This is a genomic window from Streptomyces sp. NPDC002853 (assembly GCF_053591915.1).
In genome coordinates this window covers 556,021-571,403 of sequence record NZ_JBSFUS010000003.1, presented here as the reverse complement: position 1 = coordinate 571,403, position 15,383 = coordinate 556,021, and the positions used below count along the sequence as shown (strand labels likewise).

Annotated in this window: 16 protein-coding genes; 9 read left to right on the top strand and 7 right to left on the bottom strand. The window is 70.0% G+C overall.

The window, feature by feature from the left end:
* The first annotated feature begins 105 nt into the window (after positions 1-105).
* On the top strand, positions 106-3,450 hold the full coding sequence (locus tag ACWD02_RS10475) for a S8 family peptidase (protein WP_451207110.1): 3,345 nt from the start codon (positions 106-108) through the stop codon (positions 3,448-3,450).
* A gap of 12 nt (positions 3,451-3,462) precedes the next feature.
* Here the strand turns inward: ACWD02_RS10475 and ACWD02_RS10470 are convergent, their stop codons facing one another.
* Positions 3,463-3,840, bottom strand: coding sequence for a YybH family protein (locus ACWD02_RS10470; protein ID WP_451207107.1), 378 nt, complete (start codon positions 3,838-3,840; stop codon positions 3,463-3,465).
* Positions 3,841-3,900: 60 nt separating this feature from the next.
* On the opposite strand from ACWD02_RS10470, the gene ACWD02_RS10465 reads away from it, so the two are divergent.
* Positions 3,901-4,311, top strand: coding sequence for a winged helix-turn-helix transcriptional regulator (locus ACWD02_RS10465; RefSeq protein WP_451207104.1), 411 nt, complete (start codon positions 3,901-3,903; stop codon positions 4,309-4,311).
* Positions 4,308-5,078 carry a globin domain-containing protein gene (locus ACWD02_RS10460; protein WP_451207102.1) on the top strand — a complete coding sequence of 257 codons (771 nt, stop codon included), beginning with the start codon at positions 4,308-4,310 and terminating at the stop codon, positions 5,076-5,078. Before ACWD02_RS10465 ends, ACWD02_RS10460 begins: the two co-directional genes overlap by 4 nt.
* Positions 5,079-5,114: 36 nt before the next feature.
* On the opposite strand, the gene ACWD02_RS10455 is transcribed toward ACWD02_RS10460, so the two are convergent.
* Positions 5,115-6,032: a helix-turn-helix domain-containing protein gene (locus tag ACWD02_RS10455; protein WP_451207099.1), complete on the bottom strand. Its 918-nt coding sequence runs from the start codon at positions 6,030-6,032 to the stop codon at positions 5,115-5,117.
* A 118-nt stretch (positions 6,033-6,150) separates the two neighbouring features.
* On the opposite strand from ACWD02_RS10455, the gene ACWD02_RS10450 reads away from it, so the two are divergent.
* From ACWD02_RS10450 to ACWD02_RS10440, 3 genes are all read left to right on the top strand, one after another.
* Positions 6,151-7,209 (top strand): NAD(P)-dependent alcohol dehydrogenase, encoded by a 1,059-nt coding sequence (locus ACWD02_RS10450; protein WP_451207097.1) that lies wholly within the window; start codon positions 6,151-6,153, stop codon positions 7,207-7,209.
* A gap of 171 nt (positions 7,210-7,380) precedes the next feature.
* Positions 7,381-7,719: a DUF1330 domain-containing protein gene (locus tag ACWD02_RS10445; protein ID WP_451207094.1), complete on the top strand. Its 339-nt coding sequence runs from the start codon at positions 7,381-7,383 to the stop codon at positions 7,717-7,719.
* A 184-nt stretch (positions 7,720-7,903) separates the two neighbouring features.
* Positions 7,904-8,290, top strand: a complete 387-nt coding sequence (locus tag ACWD02_RS10440) for a VOC family protein (RefSeq protein WP_451207092.1) — start codon at positions 7,904-7,906, stop codon at positions 8,288-8,290.
* Here ACWD02_RS10440 and ACWD02_RS10435 read toward each other — a convergent pair.
* Positions 8,287-9,090: an alpha/beta fold hydrolase gene (locus ACWD02_RS10435; protein ID WP_451207089.1), complete on the bottom strand. Its 804-nt coding sequence runs from the start codon at positions 9,088-9,090 to the stop codon at positions 8,287-8,289. The genes ACWD02_RS10440 and ACWD02_RS10435 overlap by 4 nt on opposite strands.
* Before the next feature lie 58 nt (positions 9,091-9,148).
* Here ACWD02_RS10435 and ACWD02_RS10430 point away from each other — a divergent pair, with 58 nt between their 5' ends.
* Positions 9,149-10,102, top strand: a complete 954-nt coding sequence (locus tag ACWD02_RS10430) for an aminoglycoside phosphotransferase family protein (protein ID WP_451207086.1) — start codon at positions 9,149-9,151, stop codon at positions 10,100-10,102.
* Between the two features lie 215 nt (positions 10,103-10,317).
* Complete coding sequence (locus ACWD02_RS10425) at positions 10,318-10,725, top strand: helix-turn-helix domain-containing protein (RefSeq protein WP_451207476.1); 408 nt, start codon at positions 10,318-10,320, stop codon at positions 10,723-10,725.
* 48 nt (positions 10,726-10,773) lie between these two features.
* Here ACWD02_RS10425 and ACWD02_RS10420 read toward each other — a convergent pair whose 3' ends face one another.
* Both ACWD02_RS10420 and ACWD02_RS10415 read right to left on the bottom strand, forming a co-directional pair.
* Entirely contained in the window at positions 10,774-11,385 is a 612-nt protein-coding gene (locus tag ACWD02_RS10420; protein ID WP_451207083.1) for a ClpP family protease, read from the bottom strand.
* 5 nt (positions 11,386-11,390) lie between these two features.
* On the bottom strand, positions 11,391-12,032 hold the full coding sequence (locus ACWD02_RS10415; protein ID WP_451207081.1) for an ATP-dependent Clp protease proteolytic subunit: 642 nt from the start codon (positions 12,030-12,032) through the stop codon (positions 11,391-11,393).
* Between the two features lie 127 nt (positions 12,033-12,159).
* On the opposite strand from ACWD02_RS10415, the gene ACWD02_RS10410 reads away from it, so the two are divergent.
* Positions 12,160-13,380 carry a hypothetical protein gene (locus ACWD02_RS10410; protein ID WP_451207078.1) on the top strand — a complete coding sequence of 407 codons (1,221 nt, stop codon included), beginning with the start codon at positions 12,160-12,162 and terminating at the stop codon, positions 13,378-13,380.
* Positions 13,381-13,410: 30 nt separating this feature from the next.
* Here the strand turns inward: ACWD02_RS10410 and msrA are convergent, their stop codons facing one another.
* Both msrA and ACWD02_RS10400 read right to left on the bottom strand, forming a co-directional pair.
* Positions 13,411-14,118 carry a peptide-methionine (S)-S-oxide reductase MsrA gene (msrA, locus tag ACWD02_RS10405; RefSeq protein WP_451207075.1) on the bottom strand — a complete coding sequence of 236 codons (708 nt, stop codon included), beginning with the start codon at positions 14,116-14,118 and terminating at the stop codon, positions 13,411-13,413.
* 125 nt (positions 14,119-14,243) lie between these two features.
* The gene (locus tag ACWD02_RS10400) at positions 14,244-15,362 is read right to left on the bottom strand and encodes a hypothetical protein (RefSeq protein WP_451207072.1); all 1,119 of its coding nucleotides are present in this window, start codon (positions 15,360-15,362) and stop codon (positions 14,244-14,246) included.
* Positions 15,363-15,383: the final 21 nt, after the last annotated feature.

Genomic DNA, 15,383 nt, shown 5'->3' with positions numbered 1-15,383 from the left:
TCGTCACTTCTGACGCACTATTGAGCAGATGTTCGACCCTGGGTAATACTTCCTCGTCCAGGGGCGGGAGCCCCTTGACCTCCAGGGGGAGACTTGCGCAGAAAAGTGAAGAGAGCCTACGGGGCCACGATCGCCACAGCGGCGGCCGTGGCCCTCGCCGCGGGCATGACCAGCCCGGCGTCGGCGGCCAAGCAGTCGCCGGACGAACTGGCGGCAGCCGCGCAGTCGGCGGGCCTCGACAGCGCCGAACGGACCACGCACCGCATCACCCTCATCACCGGCGACCGCGTCACCGCCGACTCCAAGGGCCGCGTCACCGCCTTCGAGCGGGCCGAGGGACGGGAGCGGATACCCGTCCAGACCAAGCGCGTCGGCGGTCACAGCCTGGTGATCCCGGCCGACGCGCAGCGCCTGATAGCCACCGGCAAGCTCGACCAGCGGCTCTTCGACGTCACCGAACTGATCAAGAAGGACAACCGCAAGGCCCAGAAGAAGGGCCTGAAGCTGATCGTCGGCTACAAGGGATCGGCCGCCGGGGCCAGGGCCGATGTGCGTGCCGCGGGTGACACCACGGTCCGCAGGACCCTGAAGTCCCTCAACGCCGACGCCATCACGACGCCCAAGCAGGACGCCACCGACCTGTGGTCGGCGCTCGTCGCCGACAAGGGCGGCGCCACCGCGTCCGGCGTCAGCCGCGTATGGCTGGACGGCGTCCGCAAGGCGAGCCTCGACAGGAGCGTGCCGCAGATCGGCGCCGACAAGGCGTGGGCGGCCGGCTTCGACGGCAAGGGCGTCAAGGTCGCCGTCCTGGACACCGGCGTCGACGCCACGCACGCCGACCTGAAGGACCAGGTCGTCGCCGAGAAGAACTTCACGCCGGCGGCGGACGCCAAGGACCGTTACGGCCACGGCACCCACGTCGCCTCCATCGCGGCCGGCACCGGCGCCAAGTCGGGCGGCAAGCTCAAGGGCGTGGCGCCCGGCGCCAAGCTCCTGAACGGCAAGGTCCTGGACGACAGCGGCTCCGGCGACGACTCCGGGATCATCGCGGGCATGGAGTGGGCGGCCGAGCAGGGCGCCGACATCGTGAACCTGAGCCTGGGCGGCGGCGACACCCCCGGCATCGACCCGCTCGAGGCCGAGGTCGACAAGCTCTCCGCGGAGAAGGGCATCCTCTTCGCCATCGCGGCGGGCAACGACGGCGAGCCCGGCTCCGTCGGCTCCCCGGGCAGCGCGGACTCGGCCCTCACGGTCGGCGCCGTCGACGACAACGACAAGCTCGCCGAGTTCTCCAGCCAGGGCCCGCGCGTCGGTGACGGCGCCATCAAGCCCGATGTCACCGCCCCCGGCGTGGACATCACCGCGGCCGCGGCCCCCGGCAGCGTCATCGACCAGGAGGTCGGCCAGAAGCCCGAGGGCTATCTGACGATCTCCGGTACGTCCATGGCGACCCCGCACGTGGCGGGCGCCGCCGCGCTGCTCAAGCAGCAGCACCCGGACTGGAAGTACGCCGAGCTCAAGGGCGCGCTGACCGCTTCCACCAAGGGCGGCACGTACACGCCGTTCCAGCAGGGTTCGGGACGCATCGCCGTCGACAAGGCCATCAAGCAGTCGGTGATCGCCGAGCCGGTGTCGCTCTCCTTCGCCCCGCAGGCGTGGCCGCACACCGACGACAAGCCGGTCACGAAGAAGGTGACGTACAAGAACCTCGGCAAGGAGGACGTCACCCTCGATCTCACGGTGACGGGCACGAACCCCAAGGGCGCCCCGGCTCCCGCGGGCTTCTTCAAGCTCGGCGCGAAGACCGTGAAGGTCCCCGCGGGCGGCAGCGCCTCGGTCGACCTGACCACCGACACCAAGCTCGGCGGAACGGTCGACGGCGCCTACTCCGCGTATGTCGTGGCGACCGGCGGCGGGCAGTCCGTGCGCACGGCGGCCGCGGTCGAGCGCGAGGTCGAGTCGTACGAGCTGACGCTGAAGCACGTCGGGCGCGACGGCCAGGCCCCGAAGTACTACGACAGCGACCTGGAGGGCATCTCCGGACTCGCCACCCAGAAGTCCTACAACCCGTACGACGCCTCCGGCACGGTCAAGCTCCGTGTTCCCAAGGGCGGTTACGTGCTGAACACCGGCATGTACGCCGACCCGACGGACTTCACCAAGGGCGCCGACTGGATCGCCCAGCCGAAGCTGAGCGTCACCAAGGACACCACGGTGACGCTGGACGCCCGCAAGACGAAGCCGGTCGACATCACCGTCCCGTCGGCGGACGCCAAGCCGTACTTCGCCTCACCCGAGTTCTCGATCGACACGCCGCACACCGGCTACTCGTTCGGCTGGTGGCTCGACGGCGGGTACACCAACTTCCGGTCCGCGCACCAGGGTCCGCAGGTCACCGACGGCTCGCTGCACCAGCAGTGGGACGGTCACTGGGTCAAGGGTGACCTCGCCGAGTACAACACCGTGCTCGGCGGCGAGGTCAAGCAGGTCGCCACGGGCTACACCAAGCACTTCAAGGCGTCCGAACTGGCCACGGTGAAGGCGCACCTGGGCGCGTCGGCCAAGGGCAAGAAGGGCACGTTCAACGCCACGGGCTGGCTCCCCGGCAGCTCGGGCGGCTCCTCGATCGGCATCGCGACACAGCTTCCCAACACCCGGACGCTGTACCTTTCCACGGCCGACGACGTGAAGTGGAACATGAACTTCGAGCAGCAGTCCGGGGTCGACCCGGACGGCTGGCCGATCCTCGACGCGGTCTACACGCTCGGCGCGGCGCAGAAGTTCGCGGCGGGCAAGAGCTACGAGAAGACGTTCAACACGGCCGTCTTCGGCCCGCGCATCGGCGGCAACTACGGCGTCTTCCGTCAGGGCAACGAGATCACCGGCAACCTGCCGCTGTTCGCCGACGGCAAGACGCACGCGGGCTCCTCGCTCTACTCGTCGGTGAAGACGACCCTCCACAAGGGCGCCACCAAGATCGGCGAGAACGAGGACCCGCTGGCGGGCGGCGCCACGTTCAAGGTCCCCGCGGCCGAGGCCGAGTACAAGCTGGCGACGAGCGTGAAGCGCAGCGTCAAGGTCGCCGCGGCCTCCACCCGCATCGACGCGAGCTGGACGTTCCGCTCCAAGAAGGCCGACAACGCGACGCTGCCGCTCTCCACGGCACGGTTCGCCGCGGCGGTCGACCTGAGCAGCAGGGCCAAGGCCGGCGCAACCCAGTCCGTGCCGGTGACGGTGCAGGGCGCGGCGGCCGGGGCGAACCTCAAGTCCCTCGCCGCGTACGTGTCGTACGACTACGGCCAGACCTGGAAGAAGGCCACCGTCAGCGGCGGCAAGATCAAGGTCAAGAACCCGGCCGCGGGCAAGGGGATCTCTTTCCACGCCAAGATCACGGACAAGAAGGGCAACAAGTCGACGCTGTCGATCTACAACGCCTTCTACGGCAAGTAGCGGACAGGTGAGTTAACCGTCCACGACGGGCGCGGCGCCGAAAGGGCTGTCGATCACATATCGCCAGCAACCGTCGGCGCCGCGCCGCGCCACGTCCGTGGCGGTGGACTTCACCACGCCCTCGATCTCCCAGTCGACCACGAGCAGCGCGATGTCGCCACAAACGTGCACCTGGCGGGGGCGCACGGAGATGGGCAGGCCGATCGCGAGGAACGGCGCGTTCGCCCTCGTGATCTCGGCGATCCCGTGTACCGAAGTCCCCGACTCCGGCACGAATGCGGCGGCCTCCTCGTACAGCTCGCGTACCGCGTCCGTATCGCCGCTGTTGAAGCGCTCGGCGAAGGCCGCGGGGATGTCCTCGGCTCGTGTGGGCAGGGGCATGTTCGGCATGTGCGACTCTCCTGGAGAGGCTGGAACGGCTCGGTTCCGGCAACCGTAGGAGGCGCTCTCGTGACTCACCGAACGGTAAGCCAGGGGCCGGACCGGCAGGGGCTCCCGGACGACCCCAGGGCCCGCGGAGGAGCGCCCACGCCCGCCTGCCCCGTGGAGATCACCCTGGCCGCACTGCGCGGCCGCTGGACCACCCTGATCGTCCGCGAGTTGCTGCGGGCCGGGCCCTACGCGTACAGCGAACTGGCCTCCACACTGCCGGAGTTGTCGGACAAGGTGCTCACAGAGCGGCTCGCCCAGCTGGTCGCCGCGGGTGTCGTCCTGCGTACCAGGACACCCGGGTGGCCCCCCACGGTCACTTACGAACTCACCCCCCACGGAAGAGAACTCGGCCCGGTCCTGCAGGCGTTGTGGGACTGGGGAGCACGCGTGCCGGCACCACCCATCGATGAGGAAGCCGACGTCACATGACCGCCCATACCGTCGAGTACATCCGTTACCGCATACCGCCCGAGCGTTCCGCGGAGTTCCTCTCCGCCTATACCCGTGCCGCCGCCCCGCTGGCCGCGGCACCGCAGTGCGTCGACTTCGAACTGGCGCGCTGCGAGGAGGACTTCGAGCACTACATCCTCCGCATCATCTGGACGTCGACCAAGGACCATCTGGAGGGTTTCAGGGGTTCGCAGTTCTTCCGGGACTTCTTCGCGGAGATCCGCCCGTACGTCGAGAACATCGAGGAGATGCGCCACTACACGCCCACCGTCGTACGCGGCACGGGTGCCTCGACACCGACCCTCTACGCGTGGGCGGGCGGTGAGGAGAACCTCGCGCGGCTCACCGAGGTCTTCTACGAGAAGGTGCTCGATGACGACCTCCTCGCCCCGCTCTTCGAGGGCCTGCCCGCCGAGCACGCCCGGCACGTCGCCCAGTGGCTCGGCGAGGTCTTCGGCGGCCCGGAGACGTACTCCGAGGAACACGGCGGGCACGCCCAGATGGTCGGCAAGCACCTCGGCAAGGGCATCACCGAACGCCAGCGCCGCCGCTGGGTCAACCTGATGCAGGACGCGGCGGACGACGCGGGTCTGCCGACGGACGCCGAGTTCCGCTCCGCCTTCCTCGCCTACGTCGAGTGGGGCACCCGCCTCGCGGTCTACTTCTCGGGCCCGGACGCGACCCGCCCCGCCGACCAGCCGGTGCCGCTGTGGAACTGGGGCGCGGCACCCCCGTACCAGCCCTGAGGCCCCCGCGGGCGGGCGTTCCGCGGCAGGCGGAGGCTACTTCTCCGCGCCCGGGACGCCCGCCGTGCCGGTGCGCGTCGCGTCCGCCCCCCAGCTGGCCAGCAGCCGCAGGCCCTCGGCCGACGCCGAGTCCGGCTCCGCGTGGTACGTCATCAGTGACTGGTCGTGGTCGTCGGGCAGCCGCAGCGTCTCGAACGACAACGTCAGATCGCCCACCAGGGAGTGGTGCAGGCGCTTGACGCCGTGGCCCTTCTCCCGCACGTCATGCGTGGCCCACAGGCTGCGGAACTCCTCGCTCTTCACGGAGAGCTCACCCACCAGGGCCGACAGCAGCGGGTCGTTCGGGTAGCAGCCCGCGTCCATCCGCAGATAGCTCACGATGTCCGACGCCTTCTGCTCCCAGTCCCGGAACAGGACACGCGACTCGGGCCGCAGAAAACAGATCCGCGCCCAGTTCCGCTCCTCCGGCGCCAGCGCACCCCAGTCGCCGAAGAGCGCCGCGGCCATGCGGTTCCAGCCGAGGATGTCCGTGCGGCGGCCTGCCACGTACGCGGGAATGCCGTCCATCGCGTCCATGAGCTGCAACAGCGCGGGCCGCACGCGCTGCGGGCGTACCGCGCGCTTCTTCTTGTGCTGCTTCGGCTTGGCCAGGTGCGTCAGATGGGCGTGCTCGGCATCGGTGAGACGCAGCGCGCGGGCGATCGCGTCCAGGACCTCGCCCGACACATTGCGGCCGTTGCCCTGCTCAAGACGGGTGTAGTACGCCACGGACACCCCGGCGATCTGCGCGAGCTCCTCCCGGCGCAGCCCCGGCACCCGCCGGTGACGCCCGAAATTCGGCAGGCCGACGTCCTCCGGCTGCAGCCGGGCCCTGCGGGTGCGCAGGAACTCGCTGAGCTCGGCCCGGCCGTCGAGGGGCTCGGGGGCGGGAGACTGCGCGGCCTGATCGTCCATGCTTTCCAGTATCAGGGCTTGCGGGCGCGGCAGCCTGTCCCCGCCAGTAGTAGGACCACTGGACGTAGGCAGAGCTGTGACCTGGGTAGATGTCCACACGGCTGGCACGGTGGAGGTCATGACCGCACAGACAAGCACCACCACCGTTTCCGCCTACGCCGCCCCGTCCGCCAAGGCCCCCCTGGAGCGGACCACCGTGCCGCGCCGCCCGGTGGGTGAGACCGACGTACTGATCGACATCAAGTACGCCGGCATCTGCCACTCGGACATCCACCAGGCGCGCGACGGCTGGGGCGAGGGCATTTTCCCGATGGTCCCGGGCCACGAGATCGCCGGTGTCGTCACCGAGGTCGGCTCCGCCGTCACCAAGTTCGCCGTGGGCGACCGTGTCGGCGTCGGCTGCATGGTCGACTCCTGCCGCGAGTGCGACAACTGCAAGGCCGGCCTCGAGCAGTACTGCGTCAAGGGCAACGTCCCGACGTACAACGGCATCGGCAAGGACGGCGAGCCCACCTACGGCGGCTACTCCTCGCACGTCGTCGTGGACGAGGCGTTCACCGTCCGCATCCCCGACGGCCTCTCCCTGGACGTCGCCGCGCCCCTGCTGTGCGCCGGCATCACCACGTACTCCCCGCTCCACCGCTGGAACGCGGGCCCCGGGAAGAAGATCGCCGTCGTGGGCCTCGGCGGTCTCGGCCACATGGCCGTCAAGATCGCGCACGCCATGGGCGCCGAGGTCACCGTCCTCTCGCAGTCCCTGCGCAAGAAGGACGACGGCCTGCGACTGGGCGCCGACCACTACTACGCGACCAGCGACGAGGCCACCTTCGAGCAGCTCGCGGGTTCCTTCGACCTGATCCTCTCGACGGTCTCCGCGCCGCTGCCCCTGGACAAGTACCTGGGCCTGCTGCGCTCCGAGGGTGCCTTCGTGAACGTCGGCGCCCCCGAGGAGCCGGTCTCGCTCAACCTGTTCTCCGTGATCGGCGGCGGCAAGACCCTCGCGGGCTCCATGATCGGCGGCATCCAGGAGACCCAGGAGATGCTGGACTTCTGCGCCGAGCACGGCCTGGGCTCCGAGATCGAGCTGATCGACGCCGCCCAGATCAACGAGGCGTACGAGCGTGTCCTCGCCAGCGACGTGCGCTACCGCTTCGTGATCGACGCGGCCACGATCTGAGGCACTGACGCGGCCACGATCTGAGGCACTGACGCGGGCATGATCGCGGGCCGGGGCATCACCTCGGGCGCACCGGGGCATTACCCCGGGCGTAATCGACGGCGCAGGCGCTCCCCGGCAGGATCGGAGCATCACAACGATCCGCACGGGAACGACGTCCGGGAGGACCTCATGAGCGCCTACGCCATCGCCCACCTCCGGCCCATCGACGAGCCCGGCGAGGACGTCTTCACCTACATCGAGCGCTTCCAGTCGACACTGGACCCGTTCGACGGCCGGTTCCTGGTCCACGGAGGCCAGTTGGACGAGGTCGAAGGCTCCTGGCCGGGCTACGCCGTCGTCATCGTCTTCCCGGACCGGGCCACCGCCCACGCCTGGTACGAGTCCGACGCGTACCAGGAGCTCGTGCCGCTGCGCACCCGCACCATCGTGGGCGAGGTCATCATCGTCGACGGCGTCGCGCCCGACTACGACCCGGCGGATATGGCGGCCCGGATGCGCGGCGCGTGACCGGCGCGGCGGGTGACCGGCGGGGCGCGAGCGAGGCGGGTGGCCGGAACCCGCCTCGGCCCGTGGCCCTAGGACGCATTGCGCACCAGGTGGGGGGCCGTGTGGCCGATGCGGGGCGCGGGGCCCGTGCCTAGTGTGAAGGGCGTCCACGGGGGACCCCAGACGCACGGGAAGAGGTCGCACGATGTCCATCGAGCTCAACCACACCATCGTCACGGCGACGGACAAGAAGGCGTCCGCCCAGTTCCTCGCCGACATTCTCGGCCTCAAGGTCAGCCCGCAGTACGGCCCGTTCATCCCCGTCGAGATCCCCAACGGCGTGACGCTGGACTACATGGAGAGCGGCGGCCGGCCGATCACCTCCCAGCACTACGCCTTCCTGGTCTCCGACGACGAGTTCGACACCATCTTCGGGCGCATCAAGGACGCGGGACTCACCCACTGGGCCGACCCGTACCACACCGTCGTGAACGAGATCAACACCAACGACGGTGGCCGGGGCGTCTATTGGGAGGACCCGGACGGCCACAGCCTGGAGATCCTCACAAGGCCGTACGGCAGCGGGAGTTAAGCCCGCCCCTCCCCGAGGAAGCCGAGCACGAGCGGCGTCGCGACGTCCGCGAACTCCTCGAAGTACGCGTGCCGCGCACCGGGGATGAGCCGCATCCGGGCCCCGGGAACACGTTCCGTGAGCAGGGGCGCGTTGGCGGCCGGATTGAAGACGTCGTCGGTGCCGTGCACGACGAGCGTCGGCGCCGAGATCCGGTCCAGCGCGTCCCAGGCGTCGTGCCGGGCGCTGGCCCGCAGATGGCGCCGGCGGGCGTGCGGGGGCATGTCCGGGTCACCGAGGGTGTGGAACACGGGCTTCTCGGGTCCGCGCTCCCGCTCGGCGATCCAGGCCGGGGTGTACATCAGCTCCATCAGGGCGCGGTGCGCGGCCGCCGGATCCCCCTGGGTGAGGGCCGCGCGCACCTCGGGCCCGCGCTCGACGCCGTGCGGCGCCCCCGGCGACGTACAGCCGAGGACGAGACGGTCGACCCGCTCGGGGTGATCGGCGGCGATCCACTGGGCGACGCGGCCGCCCATCGACGTGCCGTACACATGGGCGCGGTCGATCCCCGCGTGGTCGAGCACGGCGACGACGTCGCGGGCGAAGCCGGGCGTGCTGTAGCTGTCGGTGTCGGGGCGGCCGCTCCCGCCGGTGCCGCGCCAGTCGAGTACGACAGTCGTGTACGCGGCGGCGAAGTCGTCCCGCACCGGGTCCCACCAGCGACGGCTGTTGGACTGCCCGCTGAGCAGGACCAGGGGGCGGCCGGAGCCGTGGACCTCGTAGTGCAGGGCGGTACCGTCGGCGGCTTCAGCGAAGGGCATGGGGTGAACGGTAACCACCGGCCGTCCGTACCCGGGCGACAGGCCCTAGGGTGCCGGGATGATCGGGACACCCATCGAGGTACCAGAGGGATTCGCGCTCAGCACGGCCCAGCGGGAGGGCGAGCGGGGCCGGGCGTGGCTCGCGGCGCTGCCGGGTCTCGCCGACGAGCTGCTCCGGCGCTGGGACTGTGAGCCGACGCGAGCAGCCACCCACGGGCAGGTCGGCCTCGTGGTCCCCGTGAGACGGCGGTACGACGGGACGCCCGCCGTCCTGAAGATCTCCTTCCCGCACCCCGGCAACGTGTACGAACCGCACGCCTTCGCGGTGTGGTCGGGCCGCGGCGCGGTCCGCCTGTACGAGCGGGACGACGCGCGGTTCGCGATGCTGCTGGAACGGGCGGGAGCGGAGGTCGGGGCGGCGGCCGGGACGACCGGGGCGGGCGGGGGTTCGCTGGCCGAGGTCGAGGACACCGACGAGGCGGTGGCCGTGGCCGGGCGCCTCGCGCGCCGCCTCGCCGTGCCCGCGCCCGAGGGGCTGCCGCGGATGAGCTCGCTCGTGGCCGAATGGGAGTGCGAACTGCGCGACGAGGACCGGGAGTTGGGGTCGCCGCTGCCCGCGCGCGTGGTGGCCTCCGCGATCGCGACCGTACGCGAACTGGGCATGGACCAGCCGGACACCCTGATCCACGGCGACCTGCACTTCACCAACGTACTGAGGTCGGAACGCGAACCCTGGCTGGCCATCGACCCCAAGGGCTACGTCGGCGACCCCGCGTACGACTCGATCACCCTGCTGCGGTCCCGCTACGAACCCCTGCTCACCGCTCCCGATTCGCGCGCCGCCGCCCTGCGCCGCCTCGCCGTCTTCGCCGACGCGGCCGAGGTGGACCGTGAGCGGGCCAGGCGGTGGGCGCAGGCGCGGGCGGTGACGGCGGCGCACTGGGGGCTGCGGCACGGGGACCCCGCGTGGGTGATCAAGGCTACGGAGTCGCTCGCGGAGGCGCTGGTCTGAGGCGGCGGGGCGAGGTGCTGTGGGGTTTCGCCGGTGGCAGAACGCTGATCGCTGACGGGGGGCCGGAGGGCTCCTACGCTGAGGGGGTGAGCAGCCAAGAGCGGTACCACGAGCCGGAGCAGGCGCTGGAGGGCGAGCGGCAGGCCCCGGAGGGTGAGCGGCAGGTTTCGAAGGGCGAGCGGCAGGTCTTGAAGGGCGAGAGGCAGGCCCGCGTCATTCCTCTGCGCCCGCGCCGAGCCGCCACGGCCTCCGCCCCCGCTTCCGCCCCCGCCCCCGTACGCACAACTCCCGTCACCCCGGCGGCGAAAGAGCCCCTGTGGCGGGACGTGGTCGGTGACGTGCTGCGCCGCGAGCGCCTCGCCCAGGAGCGGACGCTCAAGGATGTCGCCGAGGCGGCCCGCATCTCGATGCCGTACCTCTCCGAGGTGGAGCGCGGCCGCAAGGAGGCTTCGTCCGAAGTCCTCGCGGCCGGCGCCCGCGCGCTGGGCCTGAGCCTGGCGGACCTCCTCTCCCTGGCCCAGACCGAGTTGACCCGCTATGCGCAGCACACGCAGCACACGCAGCGCATGCAGCGCATGCAGTCGACGCCCGCACGCCAGGGAGACATCCGCCTGGCGGCGTAGCCGGCGTAGGTGGCGTAGTCAGGGGAGCCGGCTATGCGGCAGCGGCGGCTATGCGGCAGCGGCCGCGAGCATCCGCCGGCTGAGCACCTCGTCGGCCAGCCCGTACGCCACCGCGTCCTCGGCGGTGAACACCTTGTCGCGGTCCATGTCCGCGCGCAGGGTGGCGACATCGTGCCCCGAGTGCCGTGACAGCACGTCCTCCACCTGCGAGCGGATCCGCAGCATCTCCTTGGCCTGAAGACTGAGATCGGAGACGGTCCCCTGCTGCCCGCCGCTCGCGGGCTGCCCGAGCAGCACCCGCGAGTGTTCCAGCACGAACCGCCGCCCCGGATCGCCCCCGGCAAGCAGCACGGCGGCGGTGGACGCGGCCTGGCCGACGCAGAACGTCGAGATGGGCGCGCTGATGAAACTCATGGTGTCGTAGATGGCCATGAGTGAAGTGAAGGAGCCACCCGGGGAGTTGATGTAGAGGGCGACTTCGCGGTCGGGCTGGGACGACTCCAGATGGAGCAGCTGGGCGATGACGACGTTGGCGACGCCGTCGTCGATCTCGGTCCCGAGGAAGATGATCCGCTCCGAGAGGAGCCGGCTGTAGACGTCGTAGGCGCGCTCGCCCTGGGGAGTGCGCTCGACGACGGTAGGAATCGTGTACTGGCTCATGTCGTTCAGACCCCCAGTCCCATACGCGGCTTCGACGCGGCAGGCCGCACATCGGCGAGCGAATCAAGCACCCGGTCGACCATCCCGTACTCCTTGGCCTGCTCGGCGGTGAACCACCGGTCGCGGTCGCCGTCACGCGAGATGACGTCCTCGCTCTGTCCGGTGTGCTCGGCGGTGATCCGCTCGACGGCCTTCTTCGTGAACTCCAGGTTCTCGGCCTGGATCGCGATGTCGGCGGTGGTCCCGCCGATGCCCGCGGACGGCTGGTGCATCATGATCCGCGCGTTGGGCAGGGCGTACCGCTTGCCCGCGGTACCGACGGTCAGCAGGAACTGCCCCATGCTGGCGGCGAACCCCATGGCCAGGGTCGACACGTCGTTCGGGATCAGCCGCATGGTGTCGTAGATGGCGAGCCCGGCGGTGACGGACCCGCCGGGGCTGTTGATGTAGAGGCTGATGTCGGTCCGGGGGTCCTCGGCGGAGAGCAGCAGGAGCTGCGCGCAGACCCGGTTCGCGGAGACCTCGTCGACCTGGGTCCCGAGAAAGACGATCCGCTGGGTCAGCAACTGTGCGGCCAGATGATCATCGAACCGAGACGAGGGCGTCTCGCCCTCGGAGGCTCGCGGGGCGTTGACGATGGTTGGCATCGATCGTCCTCCTGACGGTGAGTGCGGCTCATCGACGGCCGCTGTCCTGCCCCACCACCTTCGAGCCTCCGCCCGCGCCACGTAAGGATTCTCGGCCTGCGGCAGATTCGCTGACGGCAGAGGGGGCGTGCGCGAAAGTCCCGCGGGCGCCACCTTCCTCGCCGGGTTTGCGGCCGCCTCCCGTCCGCGCTCCAATAGAAGTGGGGTTGCTCCGCAGAAGCAGACGGAGGGGCAACTGATGCAGGAAGAATCGGCGCAGGTAAAGACGGCGCAGGGAAAGACGGACGCTCAAGGCGACGTGGCGGTACACAGGAACAACTCCTGGTGCCAGCGAATCACTGCCCATATCGCTGACCTGCAGGGTCAGATCAACAGATTTGGCAAGCAGTCTGCCGAAAACTCTCCGCAGGACGCGGAGATCCTGCAAAAAGCCGCGATGCAACTCAAGGCGGCCAGGGATTCTCTGCAGGAGAGCAGCCTCTGGTCGCGATCCACCGGCGGGGCGACTGATCGAGCGCTGGCGAATGTCCATGAGGCCGAGGTCGCGATCCTGCGCATCGCACCGGCGGAGGAGTTGCGCTGGAAGGGCCTCGCCGTTCTTGTGCAGGCCCGCTTGCATCTCGATCCCGAGGATCTGCGCCTGCGGCACCTTGAAGAACTGCTGATGCAGGACGGTAAATATACGCAACTAGCGGAAGCTGACCGGGAGTTGGCTGCCAGCGCCCTGCATGCCGCCTATCAGGCGGAGGAGGCGGAGAGGGCGAAGGTGCGCAGCTTCACGCACATCGTGGTCGCGGCGACCACCGCAATGGCGTTCATCGCGGTTGGGTTTGCTGCGTGGGCTTTCATGGACCCATCCATCGGTCGGCTCTTCTGTTTCCCGGAAAACCCTGATAATACAAAAGAGCCCCCCACGGTTTGCCCCTTCGGTGACGTGCCGAGCTGGGAAAGCGTTTGGTTCATCGAGTTCATCGGGCTGCTTGCGGCTGCAGTCGCCGGAGCGGTTTCATTGCGCAGGGTTCGCGGAAGCTCCGGCCCCTATCACGTGGCAACCAGCTTGCTGCTGCTCAGACTTCCGGTCGGGGCGCTGACCGCGGTCATCGGAATCATTCTGCTAAGCGGCAGGTTCTTTCCGGGTCTTACGGCCCTCGATACTTCGACGCAAATCATCGCTTGGGCGGCCGCCTTCGGAATCCTGCAGGAGGTCGTGACCCGTACGGTCGACCAGCAAGGGCAGTTGCTGCTTGACAATGTCAGAACTCCGGGGCGCGACACAGAAGCGTGCGACGAAAAGAAGCACGAAAGTCAGCCCGGGAAGATGGGGGGCCCTGAGCCTCCCGGGTCCTGAACGCTCCTCGGCGGGCCGCGCCCGCCGCCGCTACTCCGTCGGGTCGGGGGCGGCGACGATTCCGGTCGGGCAAGCCCGTCCCCAGTTCGTCTCAGACGGGCTGTCCAGGTGGAGGCCCGTGCCGCCGATTCCGCAGTAGCCGTCGGGGTTTTTGTCCAGGTATTGCTGGTGGTAGCCCTCGGCCGGCCAGAGGGGGCGGGGTGCTGCCGGGAGGATCGTCGTCGTGATCTCGCCGTGGCCCGCGGACGTGAGCACCTGCTGGTACGCGTCGCGGGACGCCACCGCGCCCGCTTCCTGCTCCGCGGAGTGGGTGTAGATCGCCGAGCGGTACTGCGTGCCCACGTCGTTGCCCTGGCGGAAGCCCTGGGTGGGGTTGTGGGACTCCCAGAAGAGCTTCAGGAGTTCGGCGTACGAGACGACGGCCGGGTCGAAGACGACGCGGACCACCTCCGCGTGGCCGGTCAGGCCCGAGCAGACCTCCTCGTACGAGGGGTTCTCCGTGGAGCCGCCCTGATAGCCGACGTACGTCGTCCAGACGCCCTCGGTCTGCCAGAACTTGCGCTCGGCCCCCCAGAAACAGCCGAGACCGAAGTCCGCGACCTCCAGGCCGTCGGGGTAGGGGCCCAGGAGCGGGTTGCCGAGGACCGTGTGGCGGGACGGGACCTCGAATTCGGGGGTCGCGCGGCCCTTGAGGGCCTGCTCGGGGGTGGGGAGCTCGGGCGTACGGCCGAAGAGCATGGGGGCTTTCCTCCTGGGGCGGGCGGGGCGGGCGGGGCGAGGTGGAGCGTGGTCGGGCGGCTACTACTGCAACGTGCCGGGGCGGAGTCGCATTCCTGGGCTCCGCCCCGCCCGCTCCGCATGCCTCAGTGCGACAGCGTCGCCGGACTTCCGCCGTTCGCCTCGTACCCCGCGACCGCGAGCGCGCGGTACACCGCGTAGTCCGCGGCCGGGTCGGGGGAGACCGTCCAGGGCAGGGCGCCGACGTGGCCGTCCACGTGGACCAGCTGGTTCATCGCCTCGCCCCAGCGCTCGCCGCGGACCAGGAAGAAGACCAGCAGATGCCGCACGTGCGCCAGCATCGGGTCGTCGGGGCGGGCCGAGTGCACGGCGTAGAGCGCGCCCTCGATCGCCTTGGTGACGACCTCGCTCTCGTAGAACCCGCTGACGAGGTTCACCTCGGGAAGGTGCTCGTACACCGCGAACAGGGGGGTCGCGGACAGGAGGGAGCCCTTGGGCGCACGCGCCGCCGCGGCTTCGGCGAAGTCGGCCGCCAGCTCGCGGGAGCCGTGCCACTTCTCGCACCAGTAGTGCAGGGCCGCGAGATGCGCCCCCATGTGGGCGGGGGCGCGGTCCAGGATCTTCAGCCACAGCTGCTCGAACTCCTCGCGCGGATACGCGAGGCCACGCGCGATCGAGAGCTCGATGATGTACGGGATGGGGTCGCCGGGGGAGAGGAGCGCTGCCTGCGCGCAGGCCTCCTTCGCCTCCTCCAGGATGATCCGGAACTCGTCCGTCCCGGAGGTCGAGGACCGCCAGGCCTGCTGGACGAGGAACTCCGCGTGCACCGCGGCGCCGCCCGCGTCCTTGGGCGCCTCGGCCCGCCACACCCGCAGCCACTGCCCGCCGGGCTGGTCGCTGACCCCGCCGGGCCGCTCCTGCAGCTCCAGGGACGCCGCGCCCGCGAACGCCTGCACGCGCTGCCAGCGCACCTCGCCGTGCACCTCCGTGCCCGCGAGCAGCTGCGAGGCCGCTTTCCAGCTGTGCGACCGCTGCACCACGTCAAGGACGTCCAGGAGGTCGTGGTCCGGGCCCGGCATGCGGATGTCCAGCTCCTCCTGACGCGCGAAGCCGTAGTCCGCGGGGTCCGCGGCGTCCGGCGAACCGGGCGCGACCTGCCGGATTCCGCCGCGCCTGCGCAGCAGGAACGGGCCGAGCACCGCCCCGATCATGATCGCCGCCATCAGCACCCAGAGAATCTCCATGAGTACAAGCGAACCAGACTG